This window comes from Selenomonas ruminantium subsp. lactilytica TAM6421 (genome assembly GCF_000284095.1).
GTDB classification, from domain to species: Bacteria; Bacillota; Negativicutes; order Selenomonadales; family Selenomonadaceae; genus Selenomonas_A; species Selenomonas_A lactilytica.
In genome coordinates this window covers 2,559,389-2,574,314 of sequence record NC_017068.1, presented here as the reverse complement: position 1 = coordinate 2,574,314, position 14,926 = coordinate 2,559,389, and the positions used below count along the sequence as shown (strand labels likewise).

Here is a 14,926-nt window from a genome sequence, read left to right as displayed (position 1 = left end):
AGGTATTATATGCTCAAGTATGTAGATTTTTGTAATTTCCAGCCGAAGACCCGCAAACTGCAATTGGATAAAGCAAGGGATTTTACAAGCGTAACTTTGGGAGCAGGTTCCTATATAGTCAATGCTGAAATGGGGATAAGTGATGATGAGGAAGCACATTTATTGGTAGGGAAATATTCATCATTGGCCCATGACTTGCATCTGTATATCGGTATTAATCATGATTATCGGCGAGTGTCGACATATCCCTTTGATAGCAATATTTTGACCGAATGGTGGGGGGAGAATACAAGTTTGCCACCACCAGCGGGAAAACATAATCACAAACAGATCATCATTGGTAATGATGTCTGGATCGGTGCGAATGTCACCATTATGGGGGGCGTGCATATTGGGAATGGAGCAGTAGTGGCAGCTAGTTCAGTGGTTACAAAGGATGTTCCACCCTATGCAATCGTTGGGGGAAATCCAGCAGTGGTCATAAAGTATCGTTTTAAGCCAGAGATTATTGAAGGCTTACAACGGTTGAGGTGGTGGAATTGGTCAAAGGAGAAGATAAAGGCTGCTTTGCCGGAAATGGCGGATGTCGAAACATTTTTGCAAAAGTATGCGATGCCTGAACCTGAATTATCAGAAAGCACTTTGCAAAGAGATATTTCACAGTTGCATCAGGAACGTCAAATATATCATTTTCGTCCGGATATTCATAGTGATGAGGGAATTTGGCGTGTTTTTATTGCTCGTTTTATGGCCAGGCAGACAATAAAGGATAATCTGGTACTGCTGTTGTGGTTGGATAATTCTCCAGAATCCGAATTTTGTACAGCAGAGTTGAAGGAGATGCTGGAAAAACGAGGTGAAGATGCACCACTTATCGTAACATATCAAGGGGATAGGTCAGTGATGGCTGATATCATTAATGATGTAGATGTGATTGTGACCACAAAAGAAGAAGAATCCATTGAAATAATCGATTGCGTGGTTTCAGAAAAAGTGCGGATCATGTACGCGTATGATTACTAGGTGGCGATAATTTAATTATCAAAAAAGGAGTGGCCTTGGCGGTCACTCCCTTTTGGTGATTGTTTTGTTTTAGGCACTGGCCTGTTCTTTGACTTCTCCTGGAATATCCCGGATGGCGTCGTCACCGCGCTGGCCGGTGCGGATGCGTACGGCATCTTTGAGTTCTGAAACGAAGATCTTGCCGTCACCGAATTTGCCGGTGCGCAGGACACGTTCGCAGGTTTCCAGTACCAGATCTACGGGAACTTCGGAAACCACGGTTTCCACCTTGATCTTGGGGGTGAGGTTCACGTCGTATTTTTTGCCCCGGTAGACCTCCTGGTGGCCTTTCTGCAGGCCGCAGCCAAATACCTGGCTGACGGTGAGGCCCAGCACGCCGATTTTGTTCAAGGCTCTGAGCAAGTCATCGAGTTTGGAGGAACGGGTAATGATTTCGATTTTGGTCAGCATGGCACTCATCCTTTCTCCGCCATATTCATCTGCATTACGGTGTTGGCCAGCATTTCGCTGGAGGAGTCAAAACCACCCAGCAGCGGGCTGGAGGTCAGCACGCCGCGAGTATAGCCGCGTTCGCCGTGTTCCACGATATCGAGGCCCGTGAGTTCTTCGGCTTCGTCAGCACGGGTATCCATGAAGGAATGTACGAGCTGATAGAGGACGAAGGAACCGGCAATGGCCAAAGCGTAAGCCACAACGATGGAGATGAGCTGAGCAACGAAGAGATGGGTGTCGCCGTAGAAGAGGCCGTTGGCACCGTCTGGATTGACTTCCGTGGTGGCCCAGAGGCCCGTGGCGATGGCACCCCAGGTGCCGCCGATGCCATGAACACCGAAGGCATCAAGGGAATCATCGTAACCGAGTTTTTCTTTGAGGACGGCTACGGCGAAGTAGCAGACAACGCCGCCAATCAGACCAATCAGTACAGCAGGCATCGGTGTAACAAAACCGGCGGCCGGGGTGATGGCCACAAGACCAGCCACGCAGCCGGAAACAGCACCGAGGATGGTGGGTTTGCCGTTGAGTTTCCATTCAGTCAGTACCCAGGAAACAGCAGCGGCAGCTGCAGCGGCCTGCGTGGTGACGAAAGCATTGGCAGCCAGAGCGTTGGCGCCAAGAGCGCTGCCGGCGTTGAAGCCGAACCAGCCGAACCAAAGGAGAGTAGCACCGAGAACCGTCATGGGAAGATTATGGGGCAGCATGGCCGTATGCTGATAGCCATGGCGTTTGCCGAGAAGCAGGCAGATGGTCAGACCGGATACACCGGAGAGAATGTGGATGACGAGGCCGCCGGCAAAGTCGAGAGCACCGAGCTCTGCCAGGAAGCCGCCGCCCCATACCCAATGGGCCATGGGGTTATAGATGAAGATCGCCCAGAGCAGGATGAAGACGGCAAAGGCAGCAAATTTCATGCGCTCTGCAAAGGCACCGGTGATCAGTGCCGGGGTGAGAGCAGCGAACATGCACTGGAAGGCTACGAAAGCCAGTTCCGGAATGGTGCTGCCTTCCAACACCTGCAGGCCAACCCCGGCAAGACCGAGCTTGTCAAGGCTGCCGATGAAACCGTTGACGTCAGGGCCGAAGGCCATGGTATAACCCAGGACGATGAATTCCACGGAAACTATCGCCAGAACGAAGAAGCTCTGCATAATGGTGGTGAGCACGTTCTTGCTGCGCACCATGCCTCCATAGAAGAAGGCCAGACCAGGAGTCATGATAAAGACCAAAGCGGCACTAATGAGTACCCAGGCCGTATCGCCAGTATCAATCATAATAAAACATCCTTTCCCTAGTAGCGATTGCATTTTGAAACATTTTCATTGGATAAGTCCTGCAAACAGAAAGCGTCCATAGTGCAGGGAGAGTTACTGCACTATGGACGCCATTGTCCTGAAAACATAAAAGTCCCTAAGTATCCGGTACCTGATACTTAGGGACGACGTTGTCCTGTTTGCTTATGGACACATTATAGAGCGTCTTTATTGTCTTGTCAATATTTTAAACCATGTATACATAAATAGACAAAATAAGGCAGATTTATGATTATTTGTTTCCCAAAATAGAGGAATTTTCCTTCTGTATGATGAATAAGCAGATGGATGGATAAATGTATGCAGCATTATTGAAGGAGGCGCAGAACCTTGGACAAGAGACAAGCAGAAGCTGACGCGGTGAAAAAGGCGGAAGAGGCCTTCGACCGCAGACGGCGAACAATCGGTTTGTTTGGGGCGCCCATCCTGGCCCTGCTGGTGTTTATGACACCCATCGCGGGGCTGACGGTGGCGGCGCATAAGTTATTGGCCATTATGGTACTGGTGGCTTTGTGGTGGATCACAGAGCCGGTGCCGATCCCGGTTACTTCACTTATTGGTCCGACATTGGCGGTTATTACCGGCGTGGTGCCCGTAGGCACGGCCTTTGCTGCCTTTGCCAATTCCATGATTTTCCTGTTTATGGGCGGCTTTATCTTAGCGAAAGCCATGATGACACATGGTCTCGACAAACGCTTTGCTTATTGGCTGCTGTCCCGCAGCTGGGTGGGTTCCAATCCGAAAAGGATTTTCTTGGCGGTAGGTCTGGCGGCGGCTTTATGTTCCGGCTGGGTAAGCAACACGGCTACGGCTGCCATGATGTTCCCAATCTGTTTAGGGCTGCTGACCTCTATCAAGGAGATGTTTGCGGCTAACGGCCGGGAAATCCATCTGCACGAGTATAAATACGCCACGGGGCTGATGCTGATGACGGCATATTCCTGCTCCATCGGCGGTGTTTTGACGCCGATTGGCACCCCGCCGAATCTCATCATGCTGGGCTTCTTGGACACCATGTGCGATATCCATGTATCCTTCTTCCAGTGGATGACCTGGGGCCTGATTGCCATGGTAATCTATTTTGCCATCGCCTATGTGGTGCTTTCCCATATGTTCCCGGCGGATGTGGATCGCATTGAAGGTGCGGATGTTTTCATTAAGACGAAGCGCGATGAGCTGGGCGGCTGGACCCGGGCCCAGAAGAACACCCTGCTGGCCTTTATCGTGGCAGTCACGCTCTGGGTGCTTCCGGGCTTTATGTCCATTGCCTTTGGCAGCACAGATCCCACGTTGAAGATGTACAATAAATTGTTCCCGGAGGCCATTGCGGCTATGGCAGGCGCTTTGCTCTTATTCCTGCTGCCAGTGAATTTCAAGGAACGCCAGTTCACATTGAAATGGTCGGAGGCCATGCAGGGCATTGAATGGGGCACGCTGATCCTCTTCGGCGGCGGCCTGGCCATGGGCGGCATGATGTATAAGACGGGCCTTTCCCAGTGGGTGGGCGACCTCATTGTCAGCTCCATGGGCGGTGCCCCCTCGGAAGTGGCCATGGTGGCCATCTTTTCGGTAATGGCCTTGCTGCTATCGGAACTCACGAGCCATACGGCGGCTACCAATATGATTGGGCCGCTAGCGATCACGGCGGCCATTTCGGCAGGCATCAGCCCCGTGCCGGTGTCGGTGGGCATTGCCCTTTCCGCATCCCTGGGCTTTATGCTGCCGGTTTCCACGCCGCCGAACGCCATCGTCTATGCTTCAGGTTATATCCCCATCACCAAGATGATCCGTACCGGTGTGTATATTGACTTTATCGGCATTGCCTGCGTCACGATTCCGTTGGCCATCTATTTCGTCAATTGGATTGTGGGCTAATGAGGAGGTTTGAGCATGCAGAATCAGAATTTGACCGAAAGCCTGGCGGCCTTCGATCCGGAAATATATGGACTGCTGCAGGAGGAGGTGCAGAAACAGCGTTTCACCTTATCCCTGCTGCCCACGTCCAATGCGGTATCGCCTTTCAGTGCTTATTTGAAGGGGAGTATCTTTGGCAATGGCTATCTGGATCATCATGCGGTGCAGAGCCATATCCGACTGGAAAAGATTGCTGAGGAGCGGGCGGCGAAGCTCTTTGGGGCGGAACATGCCATTGTGCGCATCTCTGATATTACGGCGGCCTCCCGGGTGGTTTTCCACGCCCTCTGCCGGGATGGGGATACGGTGCTGTCCTTCAATCGACGGAAGTCTGAGCATTGCAGCGGGGAACATCTTCATTTTGAATTTATTTCCTTTAGCATTGAACCGGATACGGAACTGATCGATCTGCAGCGGGTACGGCAGCTGGCTGAGGCGCGGAAGCCGCGGCTGATCATCTATTCGCCGGTGAATTATCCCCGCCATTTGGACTATAAGGAATTGAAGGCCATTGCGGAAAGCGTGGGCGCATATCTCTGGGTGGATATCGGCCAGAATGCCGGCAGTGTGGCGGCGGGATGTTCGCCCAGCCCGGTTCCCTATGCCGATGTGGTGACCTTCCCCACAGGGGATTCCCTGCGGGGGCCCCAGAGTGCGGTGATCCTCACCACGGCGAAATTGGCAGAACTTATGGATAAAACGGTGCTGGATACCGGTCATTCCATGGTGAAGAAAAATGTGTTGGCAGCTTTAGCGACGACATTCCTGGAAGCGGGCAGCGAGGCTTTCAAGAATTATTGCCAGCAGGTACTGCGCAACGCCCAGGCCTTTGAGCATGGTTTGCAGGAGGCCGGCATCAAAACGCTTTGCGGGGCTACGGAAAATCATTTGATCCTGGCCCGGCTGCCTGAGGGCCGGGATGCCCATGTCATGGCAGAGAAGTTGGGTGAAGCTGGTTTTCTAGTCAAAAGCGATCTGATGCTTACGGCAGACGAAGGCTGTACCTTCCCCATCCTGCGCTTGTCGGTGCTGGATCCCACTACCAGAGCATTGAAGGAAACGGCCATGCAGACGGTGGGCCGGGTTATCGGTGAATTTATGCTGTCGGCTGGTGATGAGGCGTCGCTGCAGAAAGCACGCACTCAGGTACGGGCGCTGTTGCTGGATAAACCGCTGTTTTCCGATGAATGGCTGCCCGCCAATATCAATCTTACGCCCGGTTATGGGCAGAAGGATCTCAATATCACCCAGGAGTTGGAGGCGGAGAAGAAAGTGGCCCAGGCTGAGCGCATGTGGAGTTTTTGGGATAGCTGAAATTTTTTAATCAAATTTTAATCTTTTTCTAATGGTAATTACAGATTCCTGCTGTATATTAAGCGCATAAGTTGAGAATTGCAAAGGGGTAGATAGAATGTTTATGGGAAAGCGTAAAAAAATTGTTGCGATGGCTCTGGCCGGTATGATGAGTTTTGGTATTGCAGGTATGGCTGTGAATGCTTCTGTTGCTGAAGCTGCCATCAAACCGGCTTATGAGGATGGCACGCACAATCAGTACAGCCATCGTCTGAAAGAGGAAGATCGCGTACATACGCAGAATGTCCGCGCGCTGAAATATCAGAAGAAAAAGGGTGAGATTTCCGAGAAGGAATTCAACAAGGAGATGAAGCGTGAACAGAAGCGTCATGATCGTGTGGTCAAAGAAGTGAAGGCTGATTACGAGAAGCATGAACATCGCCATCACTAAGCTATATTTTGCTGGCAAGCCGTCCGTTGTGGACGGCTTTTTCTGTTGCATGTTGGGGCTTAAACCGCTATAATTTATAATAGCAAAGTGTGAATAATCCTAGGCGAAGCGGGTGATGAATATGCCGTTGAAAGTTGATAGCCGTACCACCCAGGAAACGACCTTTAAGCGTGTATTGGAGCGCGATGACCGGGTGGAAGGCGGGGATACCGAGTTCAGCAGGGAACTGCTGGAGCAGGAAGATGGCCTTTCCATGGAACAGATGGACAAGCTTCTGAAGCAGATTGATGAGCAGGGTGCAAGGCTTTCCAAGACTCCAACCTACGATGAGCTGAAGTCTTACCGCACTCTGATCAAGAACTTTGTGGGGGAAGCGGTGAACCGCATGTATGAATTGCACTCCCAGGCGGGGTGGGACCGTATGGGGCGGCAGAAGGTTTATACCACGGTGCGCAGGATTGACAAGAAGCTGGAGGAAATGGCCGAAAAGATTCGTCTGGGCCAGGCCGATCAGCTGTCAATCGTGGCCAGTCATGATGCCATCCGGGGTATGCTGGTAGATCTTTATATGTAATGGTGAGGGAATTTGGAAGTTAGCTGGGCGGCCCTGACAGGCCATGCAAATGAAGTACGGGAACTGAAGACGCTCCTTACTGAGGGGCGCCTTCCCCATGCCCTGCTTTTTACGGGCAGGGAAGGCATCGGCAAGAAGCTGGTGGGGCAGATACTGGCAGCGGCCATCCTCTGTGGTCATGGGGGAGAACCCTGTGGCCATTGTGAAAATTGCCGGGCTATGGCAGCTGGGGCGCATCCGGATTATTATGAACTTCTGCCGGAGGTGCGGGGAAAATCCACCCGCATCATCCGCATCGAGGCTATCCGGGAGATGCAGACGGCAGCTTCCCGCTCTGCCGTACAGGCCGGCCGGCGGGTGGTGCTCATCGATGATGCGGACACCATGAACGAGCCTGCGGCCAACAGCCTGCTGAAAACGCTGGAAGAGCCGGAAGGGCAGGTCACCTTCATCCTGATTGCCCGGGATCGCAGCAGCCTGTTGGATACCATTGTATCCCGCTGCATGCCGCTGGCTTTTGGGGCACTTTCCCCGTCAGAACTGCAGCAGGAATTGCAGAAGCGGAATCTGTCAGCGGAGATTGCCGGCAAATTGGCGGCGCTGGCTGATGGCAGCCTCGGACATGCCCTGAAACTCAGTCAGCATGGCGGATTGGAGCTGCGGGATAATGCACTGCAGTTTCTGCTGGCATTGCCTCAAATGACCATGGGGAAGCTATGGTCAGAGGCGGCGGCCAAAAGCGAAATGGACCGCGAAAGCCTTTCCGAGTGGGTGATGTACTTCCATATGTTTCTGCGGGATATGTTGCTGCTCTACAGTGATGGGGCAAGTCCGCTCCTCTACAATGGAGATGTCCGGGAGCAGCTGACGCAGCTTCTGTCCTGGTTTCCCCCGGGAAGGCTTTTTGCCATGGTGCAGCAGACACGGGAACTGCAGCATCGCCTGCAGGCCAATGTGAACTTGCGTCTGCAGCTGGAGGGATTTTTCATTCGGTTAAAGGACTGCCATTAAGGCAGATAATATAGATATTAGGAGATTTTTATGCAGACGATTATCGGTGTCCGCTTCAAGAAGGCGGGCAAGATTTATTATTTTGCGCCGGGCAATCTGGAAATCAAGCTGGGCGACAAAGTCATCGTGGAGACCGCTCGGGGCATGGAATGCGGAGAGACCGTTATCGGCCCCCGGGAGGAAAAGGATGAGAATATCACACCGCCGCTGAAGGTGGTGCATCGCATTGCCAATGATTCCGATATCCGCCGCATTGCGGAGAACAAGGAGAAGGAAAAAGAGGCATATGCGATCTGCGAGGAGAAGATTGCAGCCCATGGTCTGCCCATGAAGCTGGTGGAGGTGGAATACACCTTCGATATGAACAAGATCATCTTCTACTTTACCGCAGATGGCCGCATCGACTTCCGTGAACTGGTCAAGGATCTGGCAGCAGTCTTCCGCACCCGCATTGAATTGCGTCAGATCGGCGTGCGGGATGAAGCCAAGTTCATGGGCGGTATCGGCTGCTGCGGCCGGCCCCTGTGCTGTGCTTCCTTCCTGGGGGATTTTGAACCGGTGTCCATCCGCATGGCCAAGGATCAGAACCTGTCCCTGAATCCCACGAAGATTTCCGGTATCTGCGGCCGCCTCATGTGCTGCCTGAAATACGAGAACGACTGCTACTGTGGCGGCAACTGCCCCCATCAGCAGAAGAAGGTCGTGCCGCCTTCCCAGGGCAGCCGGGTGGTGTCCGTGGAAGGGGAAGGCAAGGTCATCTCCCTGAACCAGCAGCGTCGTTCGGCAACCATCCTGCTGGATTCCGGCCGTACCATCGTGGCTTCCTGGGAGGATGTCATCGAAAAGGATGAGGAAGAGACCAGTCTGGCAGCTACCCTGACGGCGGCCTATGAAGAGCAGGAAAAAGTCGCGGCGGATATCATCGCCGAGGACTTCAGTGAGGGCAGGTCTTCCCGTGAAGGCGGCCATGAGAAGCGGGAACGCCGTTCCCGGGATAATCATCGCCCCCATCGGGATAAGCGCGATAAGCGGGAAGGCAAGGAAAAGCGTCATCATAAATCCCATGACAACCGCAGCAAGAACAACAAGCGGGAACGCCGCAGCCGGGAAAATCGGGAGCGCCACGAAAAATGAGAGAAGTCGTATTAGGCGCAAATGAACGGCTGGACGACTTGATGAAGAGCGGGCGGCATATCATCCAGAACACGCAGGAATTCTGCTTTTCTCTGGATGCCGTGCTGCTGGCTCATTTTTTGTCTTTGAAGTCCCGCCAGAAGGTATTGGAACTTGGTACCGGCACCGGGGTGATCCCGCTCATTATTGCCGACGAGGTGGCCCGGGTGGATGCCATCGAGCTGAATCCCGTGATGGCGGAGCTGGCCGCCCGCAATGTCTGGCTCAATGAGCTGGAGGAGAAGATCTTTGTGCAGGAGGGGGACTATCGCGCCATCCGCGACCTGTACAAGGCAGAATCCTTCGATATCGTGCTGGCCAATCCCCCCTATCGTCCGGTGGGTGAGGGGCAGGCCAATAAGCTCTCGGGCGTAGCCCGGGCACGGCATGAGTTCACGGCTACGTTGAAGGATGTGGTCAGGGCCGCACGTTTTGCCCTGCGCTTCGGCGGCCATTTCGGTATGGTGCACCTGCCGGAACGGTTGGGCGAGATCATCGTTGCCCTGCATGAACAGCAGATGGAGGTCAAGCGCCTGCAGATGGTGCAGCCCAAAGAGGGCAAGGCTCCCAATATGATGCTATTGGAAGCCGTAGTCGGCGCCAGTCCCGGCGGACTCAAGGTATTGCCGCCCTTGATTGTGCATAAGGAAGATAATTCCTATACCGATGAGATCTTGAAGATATATGGAATGTAAATGAGGCGTTTATGAACGAAAATATGATTCCCACACTCTATCTTTGTGCCACTCCTATTGGCAATCTGGAGGATATGACCTATCGTGCCGTGCGGATGCTGGGGGAAGTGGAACTGATTGCTGCCGAGGATACCCGGCATACCCGTCAGCTCTTGACGCATTTTGACATCCATACGAAGCTCACCAGCTACCATGAGCACAACAAGCTCACCAAGGGACCGGAGCTGATCGAATATATGCGGGAAGGGCATGATTTGGTCTGCGTCAGTGATGCTGGTCTGCCTGGTATCTGCGATCCCGGCAGCCATCTGGCAGGTTTGGCCATCGAAGCCGGCTTCCGGGTAACGCCGCTGCCGGGGGCCAATGCGGGCCTGTCGGCACTGATCTGTTCGGGGCTGGATACCACCCGTTTTACCTTTATCGGTTTCCTGCCCAAGACCGGCAGGAAGCAGCAGGAAGTGCTGGAATCTGTCCAGCACTATCCCGATACGCTGATTTTCTATGAGGCACCCCATCACCTGAAAGCCACATTGAAGGCCATGCATGGCGTCTTAGGTGACCGCAGGGTGGCCTTAGGCCGGGAACTGACCAAGAAATTCGAGGAATTCCAGCGTGGGACATTGACGGAGATCCTGGCGCATTACGAGGAGAATGCGCCGCGGGGCGAGTATGTGATCATCGTCGAAGGCTTCACCGGTGAAGTGACGGCCTGCGAAAATGAACTGCCGCAGGAACCAAGGGCTTGTTGCGAATATTTCATGGCTCAGGGATTGGACAAGAAAGAAGCCATGCGAAAAGCGGCCAAGGCCTTAGGCCTCAGCCGCCGCGATATCTATCAGGCCATGCTGACGGATGAATAAACTATTGTGGCATAAAAACTGCTGCACGTTGTTGAGCGTGCAGCAGTTTTTTATTTCGCACTTACTGCCGGCACCTGCAGATATCTGTCGTATTTGAAAATATGCCTGCCTTTTTACAGGTTCCAGCCATGGTGCAAGGGGCCGGAGCCCTTGCCCAGATTGAGATTGGCCTTGAGGGCGCCTGTGATATAGGCTTTGGCCTGTTGAACGGCGCGGGGAAGTGTCTCGCCCTTGGCCAGCTGGCTGGCGATAGCAGAAGACAGGGTGCAGCCGGTGCCGTGCGTGTTGGGATTGTCGATATGCTCCGCTTTCAGCCAGTGCGCACCTTCGGCGGTATAGAGCAGGTCATCTGCGTCCTGGAGGCGGTGACCGCCTTTGCAGAGGACATTGCAGCCGTATCGGTCATAGAGCTTTTGGGCCGCCTGCACCATATCCTCGTGGCTATGGATTTTTCTATCGGCCAGCACTTCGGCCTCCAGCAGATTAGGCGTGATCAATGTGGCCAGGGGCAGGAGCTTTTCCTGCAGGGCGGAAATGGCATTCTCATTCAATAGTCGTGCGCCGCTGGTGGCGACCATCACCGGATCTATGACGATGTTATTGGCTTGGTAGTGCGTGAGCTTGTCGGCGATGACTGCAATTAGGTCGCTGTCAAAGACCATGCCGGTCTTTACTGCATCCGGGAAGATATCGGTGAACACGCTGTCCAATTGGGCGGCGAGGATATCCGGTTCGGTTTTGGCCACGGCTGTTACGCCGGTGGTATTCTGGGCGGTCAGGGCGGTGATGGCACTCATGCCATAGACGCCGTTGGCCAGCATGGTCTTGAGGTCGGCCTGGATTCCTGCCCCGCCGCTGGAATCACTGCCCGCAATGGTGAGGACAGCGGGCAGCCTTCCCCTTGCGGGGAAGGTGGGTGCGAAGCGCTTGGAGGAGGCGGGAATAAGCTGTCGTAAATCGCTTGCAGCCTTTTTTATCTCTGCCTGTGCAAAGATTCCTGACACCACCGCCACGCCGGCAATGCCGGTGCCCTCCAGTTGGCTGATATTGCCGGCATCTATGCCGCCGATGGCGACAACGGGAATGGGTACGGCAGCGGTGATCTTTTGGAGTTCCGTCAATGGCAGGGGAATGGTATCTTTTTTCGTGCCCGTGGGAAAGACGGCTCCCGAACCCAAATAATCGGCCCCGGCCTGCCAGGCGGCGATGGCCTGCTCTACGGTTTTGGCCGTGACGCCCAATATCTTATCCGGCCCCAGCAGTTTCCGCGCTTCGGCAGCGGGCATGTCCTTCTGGCCGATATGCAGGCCATCGGCGTCTGCGGCCAGCGCAATATCCAGATCATCATCCACGATGAAAGGAACATGATGGCGCTGGCATAGTGCCTTTATCTCCCGTGCGCTGGCCAGAAATTCCGCAAAAGGCAGATCTTTTTCCCGCAACTGTACGCAGGTCACGCCCCCCTGCAGGGCTTGTTCCACTGCACTGGCCAGGGATGTTCCCCGCAGCCAGCGCCGGTCCGTCACGGCATAGAGCTGTAAATCCTGAGCTTTCAGCATAATAATTCCTCCCCACATGAAAAAGGTCTATTCAAAAATAGCATTTGCCAATCAATAGGGCAAATGCTATAATATAGGCAGATGAAGGTGCCGCCCAGCGGTCGCCCTCGCAGTTGTAAAAGTTTTAAACGCTTAAACCGCCGCAGTTTGGTCGCTAGGGCGGTTTATTTTTTTATCTCTATCAGGATGAGCAGGATAAGAAGCAGTACTACAATCAACTCATTCATAAGGCGAGCCCCCTTGTGAGGGCAAATATTAACCGCTAAACAGCACCGAAATAAGTATAACAAAAATCTATATCCTGTCAAGAAAAGACGCCTCATAATGGGCGTCTTTTCTTGATTTTAGAAGAACAATATCAGCGTCACCGCAATGTTGACCACGGTCGCCACGGCAACCGGGATAAAGGTGCGTTTGGCCAGATCCATCGGGGAGAGGCCGGCGGCACCGGCGACAACGATCATGACGGCTGCGATTGGCGACAGGGAACGCGCCAGATTGGACACGAAGTTCATGGGCAGTACCAGCAGCACCGGGGCAATGCCGGACAGTGCGGCCACTTTCGGCGCGAGGGGCACGAAGGCAAAGAACGTCGCGTTGCCGCTGCCGGTAATCAGGGTGGCAGCGATGATGATGGCTACGAACACGAACATCATGCCGATACCGCCAAAGCCGGCGTTCTGCGCGCCCTGAATCAGGGTATCGATGGCACCGAGGGACATCAGGCCTTTGGAGAAGGTTTCGGCAGCGACTACGAGGGTGACGACGGCAGCCATCTGCAGTCCCATGCCGTTCCAGAAGGCGCCGATATCCTTGCAGGCCTTGAGGCCGTCACGATGGCGGATGAATTCAATCAGCATGGTCAGGAAGATGCTGACAAGCGTTGCCAGGCTGATATCCATATTGATGCCCGTGTTCTCATTGAGGCCGAAGAAGAGCACTAAGAGCAATGGCAGGGTGGGCAGCAGGGCATAGAAGGAAGGCACAGCCGGCGTTTCCTGAGCCTTGGCCTGTTCCTCGGTCACGGCAGCGGATACGTCCTTGCCGGCCATTTCGTCCGGGTTCTTGGCATCGAGATGGCGCTGGACGAAGAAGTGGGTGATGGCCAGCGCCGCGATGGTGCAAAGGCCGACAGGTACCTGATACTGCATGAAGTAAGGCACGATGTCCATGCCGATGAGTTCGGCGGCAAAGATGTTGTCAGCACCGGCGGGGCCCCAGCCCGGTGCTGAAGTGGTGGCAATCACGGCGCAGGCCGCAATCCGGCTTACGCCCAGACGAACCAGCACCGGATACATCGTGACCATGAGCAACAGGCCAAAGCCCGAAGCGGAACTGATGAACATGGCCAGGAAGTTGCCCAGCACAGAGGTCAGGGCCAGCACCAGATAGGGATGGCCGAGCTTCTTCAGCGGTTTGATGGCAATGCGTACCAGCGAAGTGCTGGCGCCGATGCAGTCCATATACTTGGAAAAACCGCCAATCAGCATGATGATCATGCCGAGCTTGGCTGCGCGGCTGCTGAAAGCGAGGCTGATGGACTGGATGATATCCAGCCAAGGGGAGCCAGTGGACTGTTTGGCCGGCAGGATTTCACCCAGGCCAAAGATGAGCGCCAGCATCATCATCACGATGCCGGCGGTAAAGAGTACAGGCTGCGCCGGATACTTCTTGAGCACGAAGCGGGCAACCCAGACCACCACGATGGTGGCGATAAGAAGACCTAACATATGATACCTCCAAAATTTCTTCCGGGATGATTACAATGTTACAATTTTATATTGCGGTTTCGTTTGCCCCGGATGTAATATTGTATTATTATAATTTATATAAAAATAAAATTTAATAATACATAACTATAATACAATAACCGCTTGCAGGTGGCAAGGAAGTTTTTGCTGACAGTCATAAATTTATCTTGCAAATAATTATCAATTGCATTATAATAGCCTTGTGATGCAAACGATAAAAGTTATCATTTGTGAGGTGATGCTAATTGGGGAAAGCGGGCTTTGAACACTTGCTGGGCTTTCATGCAGCTCCCATGCTGATGGGACTCAAGACGGCCAGCCTGCTCTCGTTTCAGAAGAGCCGGTTCGATGATTTTGAGGCCATGCTGGCTGACTATCTGCCGTGTTTCAACTGCAAGGGTATATCGGTTTTCCGTCTGTCAGAAGGGGAAGAATATGTGCTCCTGCTCTTTTATCGGAAGAAGTCCCTGTTGAAGGATTTGGCTCAGCCGGCGGCGAAGAAGATACTGAAGCAGCTGGGATATCGTCATGACGATACCCTGATGGGGATGCTTGAGTATCTGAAAATGCGGATGCAGCTCAAAAAATCCTTTCCCCATGAGGTGGGCCTGTTTCTGGGGTATCCCCCGGAGGATGTAGCCGGTTTCATCCAGCACAAAGGGCAGGATTTTGCCTACAGTGGTTATTGGAAGGTGTACGTCAACGAACGGGAAACAAGGGCGCTCTTTGATCTGTATGCTGACTGTACCCAGGATTTTTGTTTGCGGCTGGAGGGGGGCGCCAGTCTCCCCGATTTAGTCAAGGCCGTATAAAT

General features: G+C 53.5%; 14 protein-coding genes and 1 pseudogene. 10 read left to right on the top strand and 5 right to left on the bottom strand.

From position 1 onward, the window contains the following. Positions 1-9: 9 nt before the first annotated feature. Entirely contained in the window at positions 10-1,023 is a 1,014-nt protein-coding gene (locus tag SELR_RS12435) for a CatB-related O-acetyltransferase (protein WP_014425577.1), read from the top strand. A gap of 69 nt (positions 1,024-1,092) precedes the next feature. On the opposite strand, the gene SELR_RS12430 is transcribed toward SELR_RS12435, so the two are convergent. Both SELR_RS12430 and SELR_RS12425 read right to left on the bottom strand, forming a co-directional pair. Continuing rightward, complete coding sequence (locus tag SELR_RS12430; RefSeq protein WP_014425576.1) at positions 1,093-1,482, bottom strand: P-II family nitrogen regulator; 390 nt, start codon at positions 1,480-1,482, stop codon at positions 1,093-1,095. Further along, positions 1,479-2,792: an ammonium transporter gene (locus SELR_RS12425; protein ID WP_014425575.1), complete on the bottom strand. Its 1,314-nt coding sequence runs from the start codon at positions 2,790-2,792 to the stop codon at positions 1,479-1,481. The genes SELR_RS12430 and SELR_RS12425 overlap by 4 nt, the downstream gene beginning before the upstream one ends. 369 nt (positions 2,793-3,161) lie before the next feature. Here SELR_RS12425 and SELR_RS12420 point away from each other — a divergent pair, with 369 nt between their 5' ends. From SELR_RS12420 to rsmI, 8 genes are all read left to right on the top strand, one after another. After that, positions 3,162-4,706, top strand: a complete 1,545-nt coding sequence (locus SELR_RS12420) for an SLC13 family permease (protein ID WP_014425574.1) — start codon at positions 3,162-3,164, stop codon at positions 4,704-4,706. 15 nt (positions 4,707-4,721) lie between these two features. After that, positions 4,722-6,059: a PLP-dependent aminotransferase family protein gene (locus SELR_RS12415; protein WP_014425573.1), complete on the top strand. Its 1,338-nt coding sequence runs from the start codon at positions 4,722-4,724 to the stop codon at positions 6,057-6,059. 97 nt (positions 6,060-6,156) lie between these two features. Next, complete coding sequence (locus SELR_RS12410) at positions 6,157-6,489, top strand: hypothetical protein (RefSeq protein ID WP_014425572.1); 333 nt, start codon at positions 6,157-6,159, stop codon at positions 6,487-6,489. A gap of 115 nt (positions 6,490-6,604) precedes the next feature. Continuing rightward, positions 6,605-7,063 (top strand): YaaR family protein, encoded by a 459-nt coding sequence (locus SELR_RS12405; protein ID WP_014425571.1) that lies wholly within the window; start codon positions 6,605-6,607, stop codon positions 7,061-7,063. Between the two features lie 12 nt (positions 7,064-7,075). Next, the gene (gene holB, locus SELR_RS12400; protein WP_014425570.1) at positions 7,076-8,074 is read left to right on the top strand and encodes a DNA polymerase III subunit delta'; all 999 of its coding nucleotides are present in this window, start codon (positions 7,076-7,078) and stop codon (positions 8,072-8,074) included. Between the two features lie 30 nt (positions 8,075-8,104). After that, positions 8,105-9,208: a PSP1 domain-containing protein gene (locus SELR_RS12395; RefSeq protein ID WP_014425569.1), complete on the top strand. Its 1,104-nt coding sequence runs from the start codon at positions 8,105-8,107 to the stop codon at positions 9,206-9,208. Next, entirely contained in the window at positions 9,205-9,942 is a 738-nt protein-coding gene (locus SELR_RS12390) for a tRNA1(Val) (adenine(37)-N6)-methyltransferase (RefSeq protein WP_014425568.1), read from the top strand. The genes SELR_RS12395 and SELR_RS12390 overlap by 4 nt, the downstream gene beginning before the upstream one ends. An 11-nt stretch (positions 9,943-9,953) precedes the next feature. Continuing rightward, a complete protein-coding gene (gene rsmI / locus SELR_RS12385) occupies positions 9,954-10,802 on the top strand; it encodes a 16S rRNA (cytidine(1402)-2'-O)-methyltransferase (RefSeq protein WP_014425567.1) in 849 nt (282 codons plus the stop codon). A gap of 113 nt (positions 10,803-10,915) precedes the next feature. Here rsmI and thiD read toward each other — a convergent pair whose 3' ends face one another. From thiD to dcuC, 3 genes and pseudogenes are all read right to left on the bottom strand, one after another. Beyond that, positions 10,916-11,695 carry a bifunctional hydroxymethylpyrimidine kinase/phosphomethylpyrimidine kinase gene (gene thiD, locus SELR_RS19150; RefSeq protein WP_197537190.1) on the bottom strand — a complete coding sequence of 260 codons (780 nt, stop codon included), beginning with the start codon at positions 11,693-11,695 and terminating at the stop codon, positions 10,916-10,918. Between the two features lie 75 nt (positions 11,696-11,770). Further along, positions 11,771-12,361: pseudogene (gene thiE / locus SELR_RS19145) on the bottom strand (thiamine phosphate synthase); the annotation flags it as partial. Positions 12,362-12,705: 344 nt separating this feature from the next. Beyond that, a complete protein-coding gene (gene dcuC / locus SELR_RS12375; protein ID WP_014425565.1) occupies positions 12,706-14,091 on the bottom strand; it encodes a C4-dicarboxylate transporter DcuC in 1,386 nt (461 codons plus the stop codon). Positions 14,092-14,405: 314 nt separating this feature from the next. Between dcuC and SELR_RS12370 the strand changes: the two genes are divergently transcribed. Continuing rightward, positions 14,406-14,924, top strand: a complete 519-nt coding sequence (locus tag SELR_RS12370; RefSeq protein ID WP_050992814.1) for a DUF3793 family protein — start codon at positions 14,406-14,408, stop codon at positions 14,922-14,924. Positions 14,925-14,926: the final 2 nt, after the last annotated feature.

Excerpts from the sequence above, each read along its gene's own strand:
- SELR_RS12435 (WP_014425577.1), top strand. The coding sequence starts at position 10 with ATGCTCAAGTATGTAGATTTTTGTAATTTCCAGCCGAAGACCCGCAAA.
- SELR_RS12430 (WP_014425576.1), bottom strand. The coding sequence starts at position 1,482 with ATGAGTGCCATGCTGACCAAAATCGAAATCATTACCCGTTCCTCCAAA.
- SELR_RS12425 (WP_014425575.1), bottom strand. The coding sequence starts at position 2,792 with ATGATTGATACTGGCGATACGGCCTGGGTACTCATTAGTGCCGCTTTG.
- SELR_RS12415 (WP_014425573.1), top strand. The coding sequence starts at position 4,722 with ATGCAGAATCAGAATTTGACCGAAAGCCTGGCGGCCTTCGATCCGGAA.
- SELR_RS12410 (WP_014425572.1), top strand. The coding sequence starts at position 6,157 with ATGTTTATGGGAAAGCGTAAAAAAATTGTTGCGATGGCTCTGGCCGGT.
- SELR_RS12405 (WP_014425571.1), top strand. The coding sequence starts at position 6,605 with ATGAATATGCCGTTGAAAGTTGATAGCCGTACCACCCAGGAAACGACC.
- SELR_RS12395 (WP_014425569.1), top strand. The coding sequence starts at position 8,105 with ATGCAGACGATTATCGGTGTCCGCTTCAAGAAGGCGGGCAAGATTTAT.
- SELR_RS12390 (WP_014425568.1), top strand. The coding sequence starts at position 9,205 with ATGAGAGAAGTCGTATTAGGCGCAAATGAACGGCTGGACGACTTGATG.
- rsmI (WP_014425567.1), top strand. The coding sequence starts at position 9,954 with ATGAACGAAAATATGATTCCCACACTCTATCTTTGTGCCACTCCTATT.
- dcuC (WP_014425565.1), bottom strand. The coding sequence starts at position 14,091 with ATGTTAGGTCTTCTTATCGCCACCATCGTGGTGGTCTGGGTTGCCCGC.
- SELR_RS12370 (WP_050992814.1), top strand. The coding sequence starts at position 14,406 with ATGCTGATGGGACTCAAGACGGCCAGCCTGCTCTCGTTTCAGAAGAGC.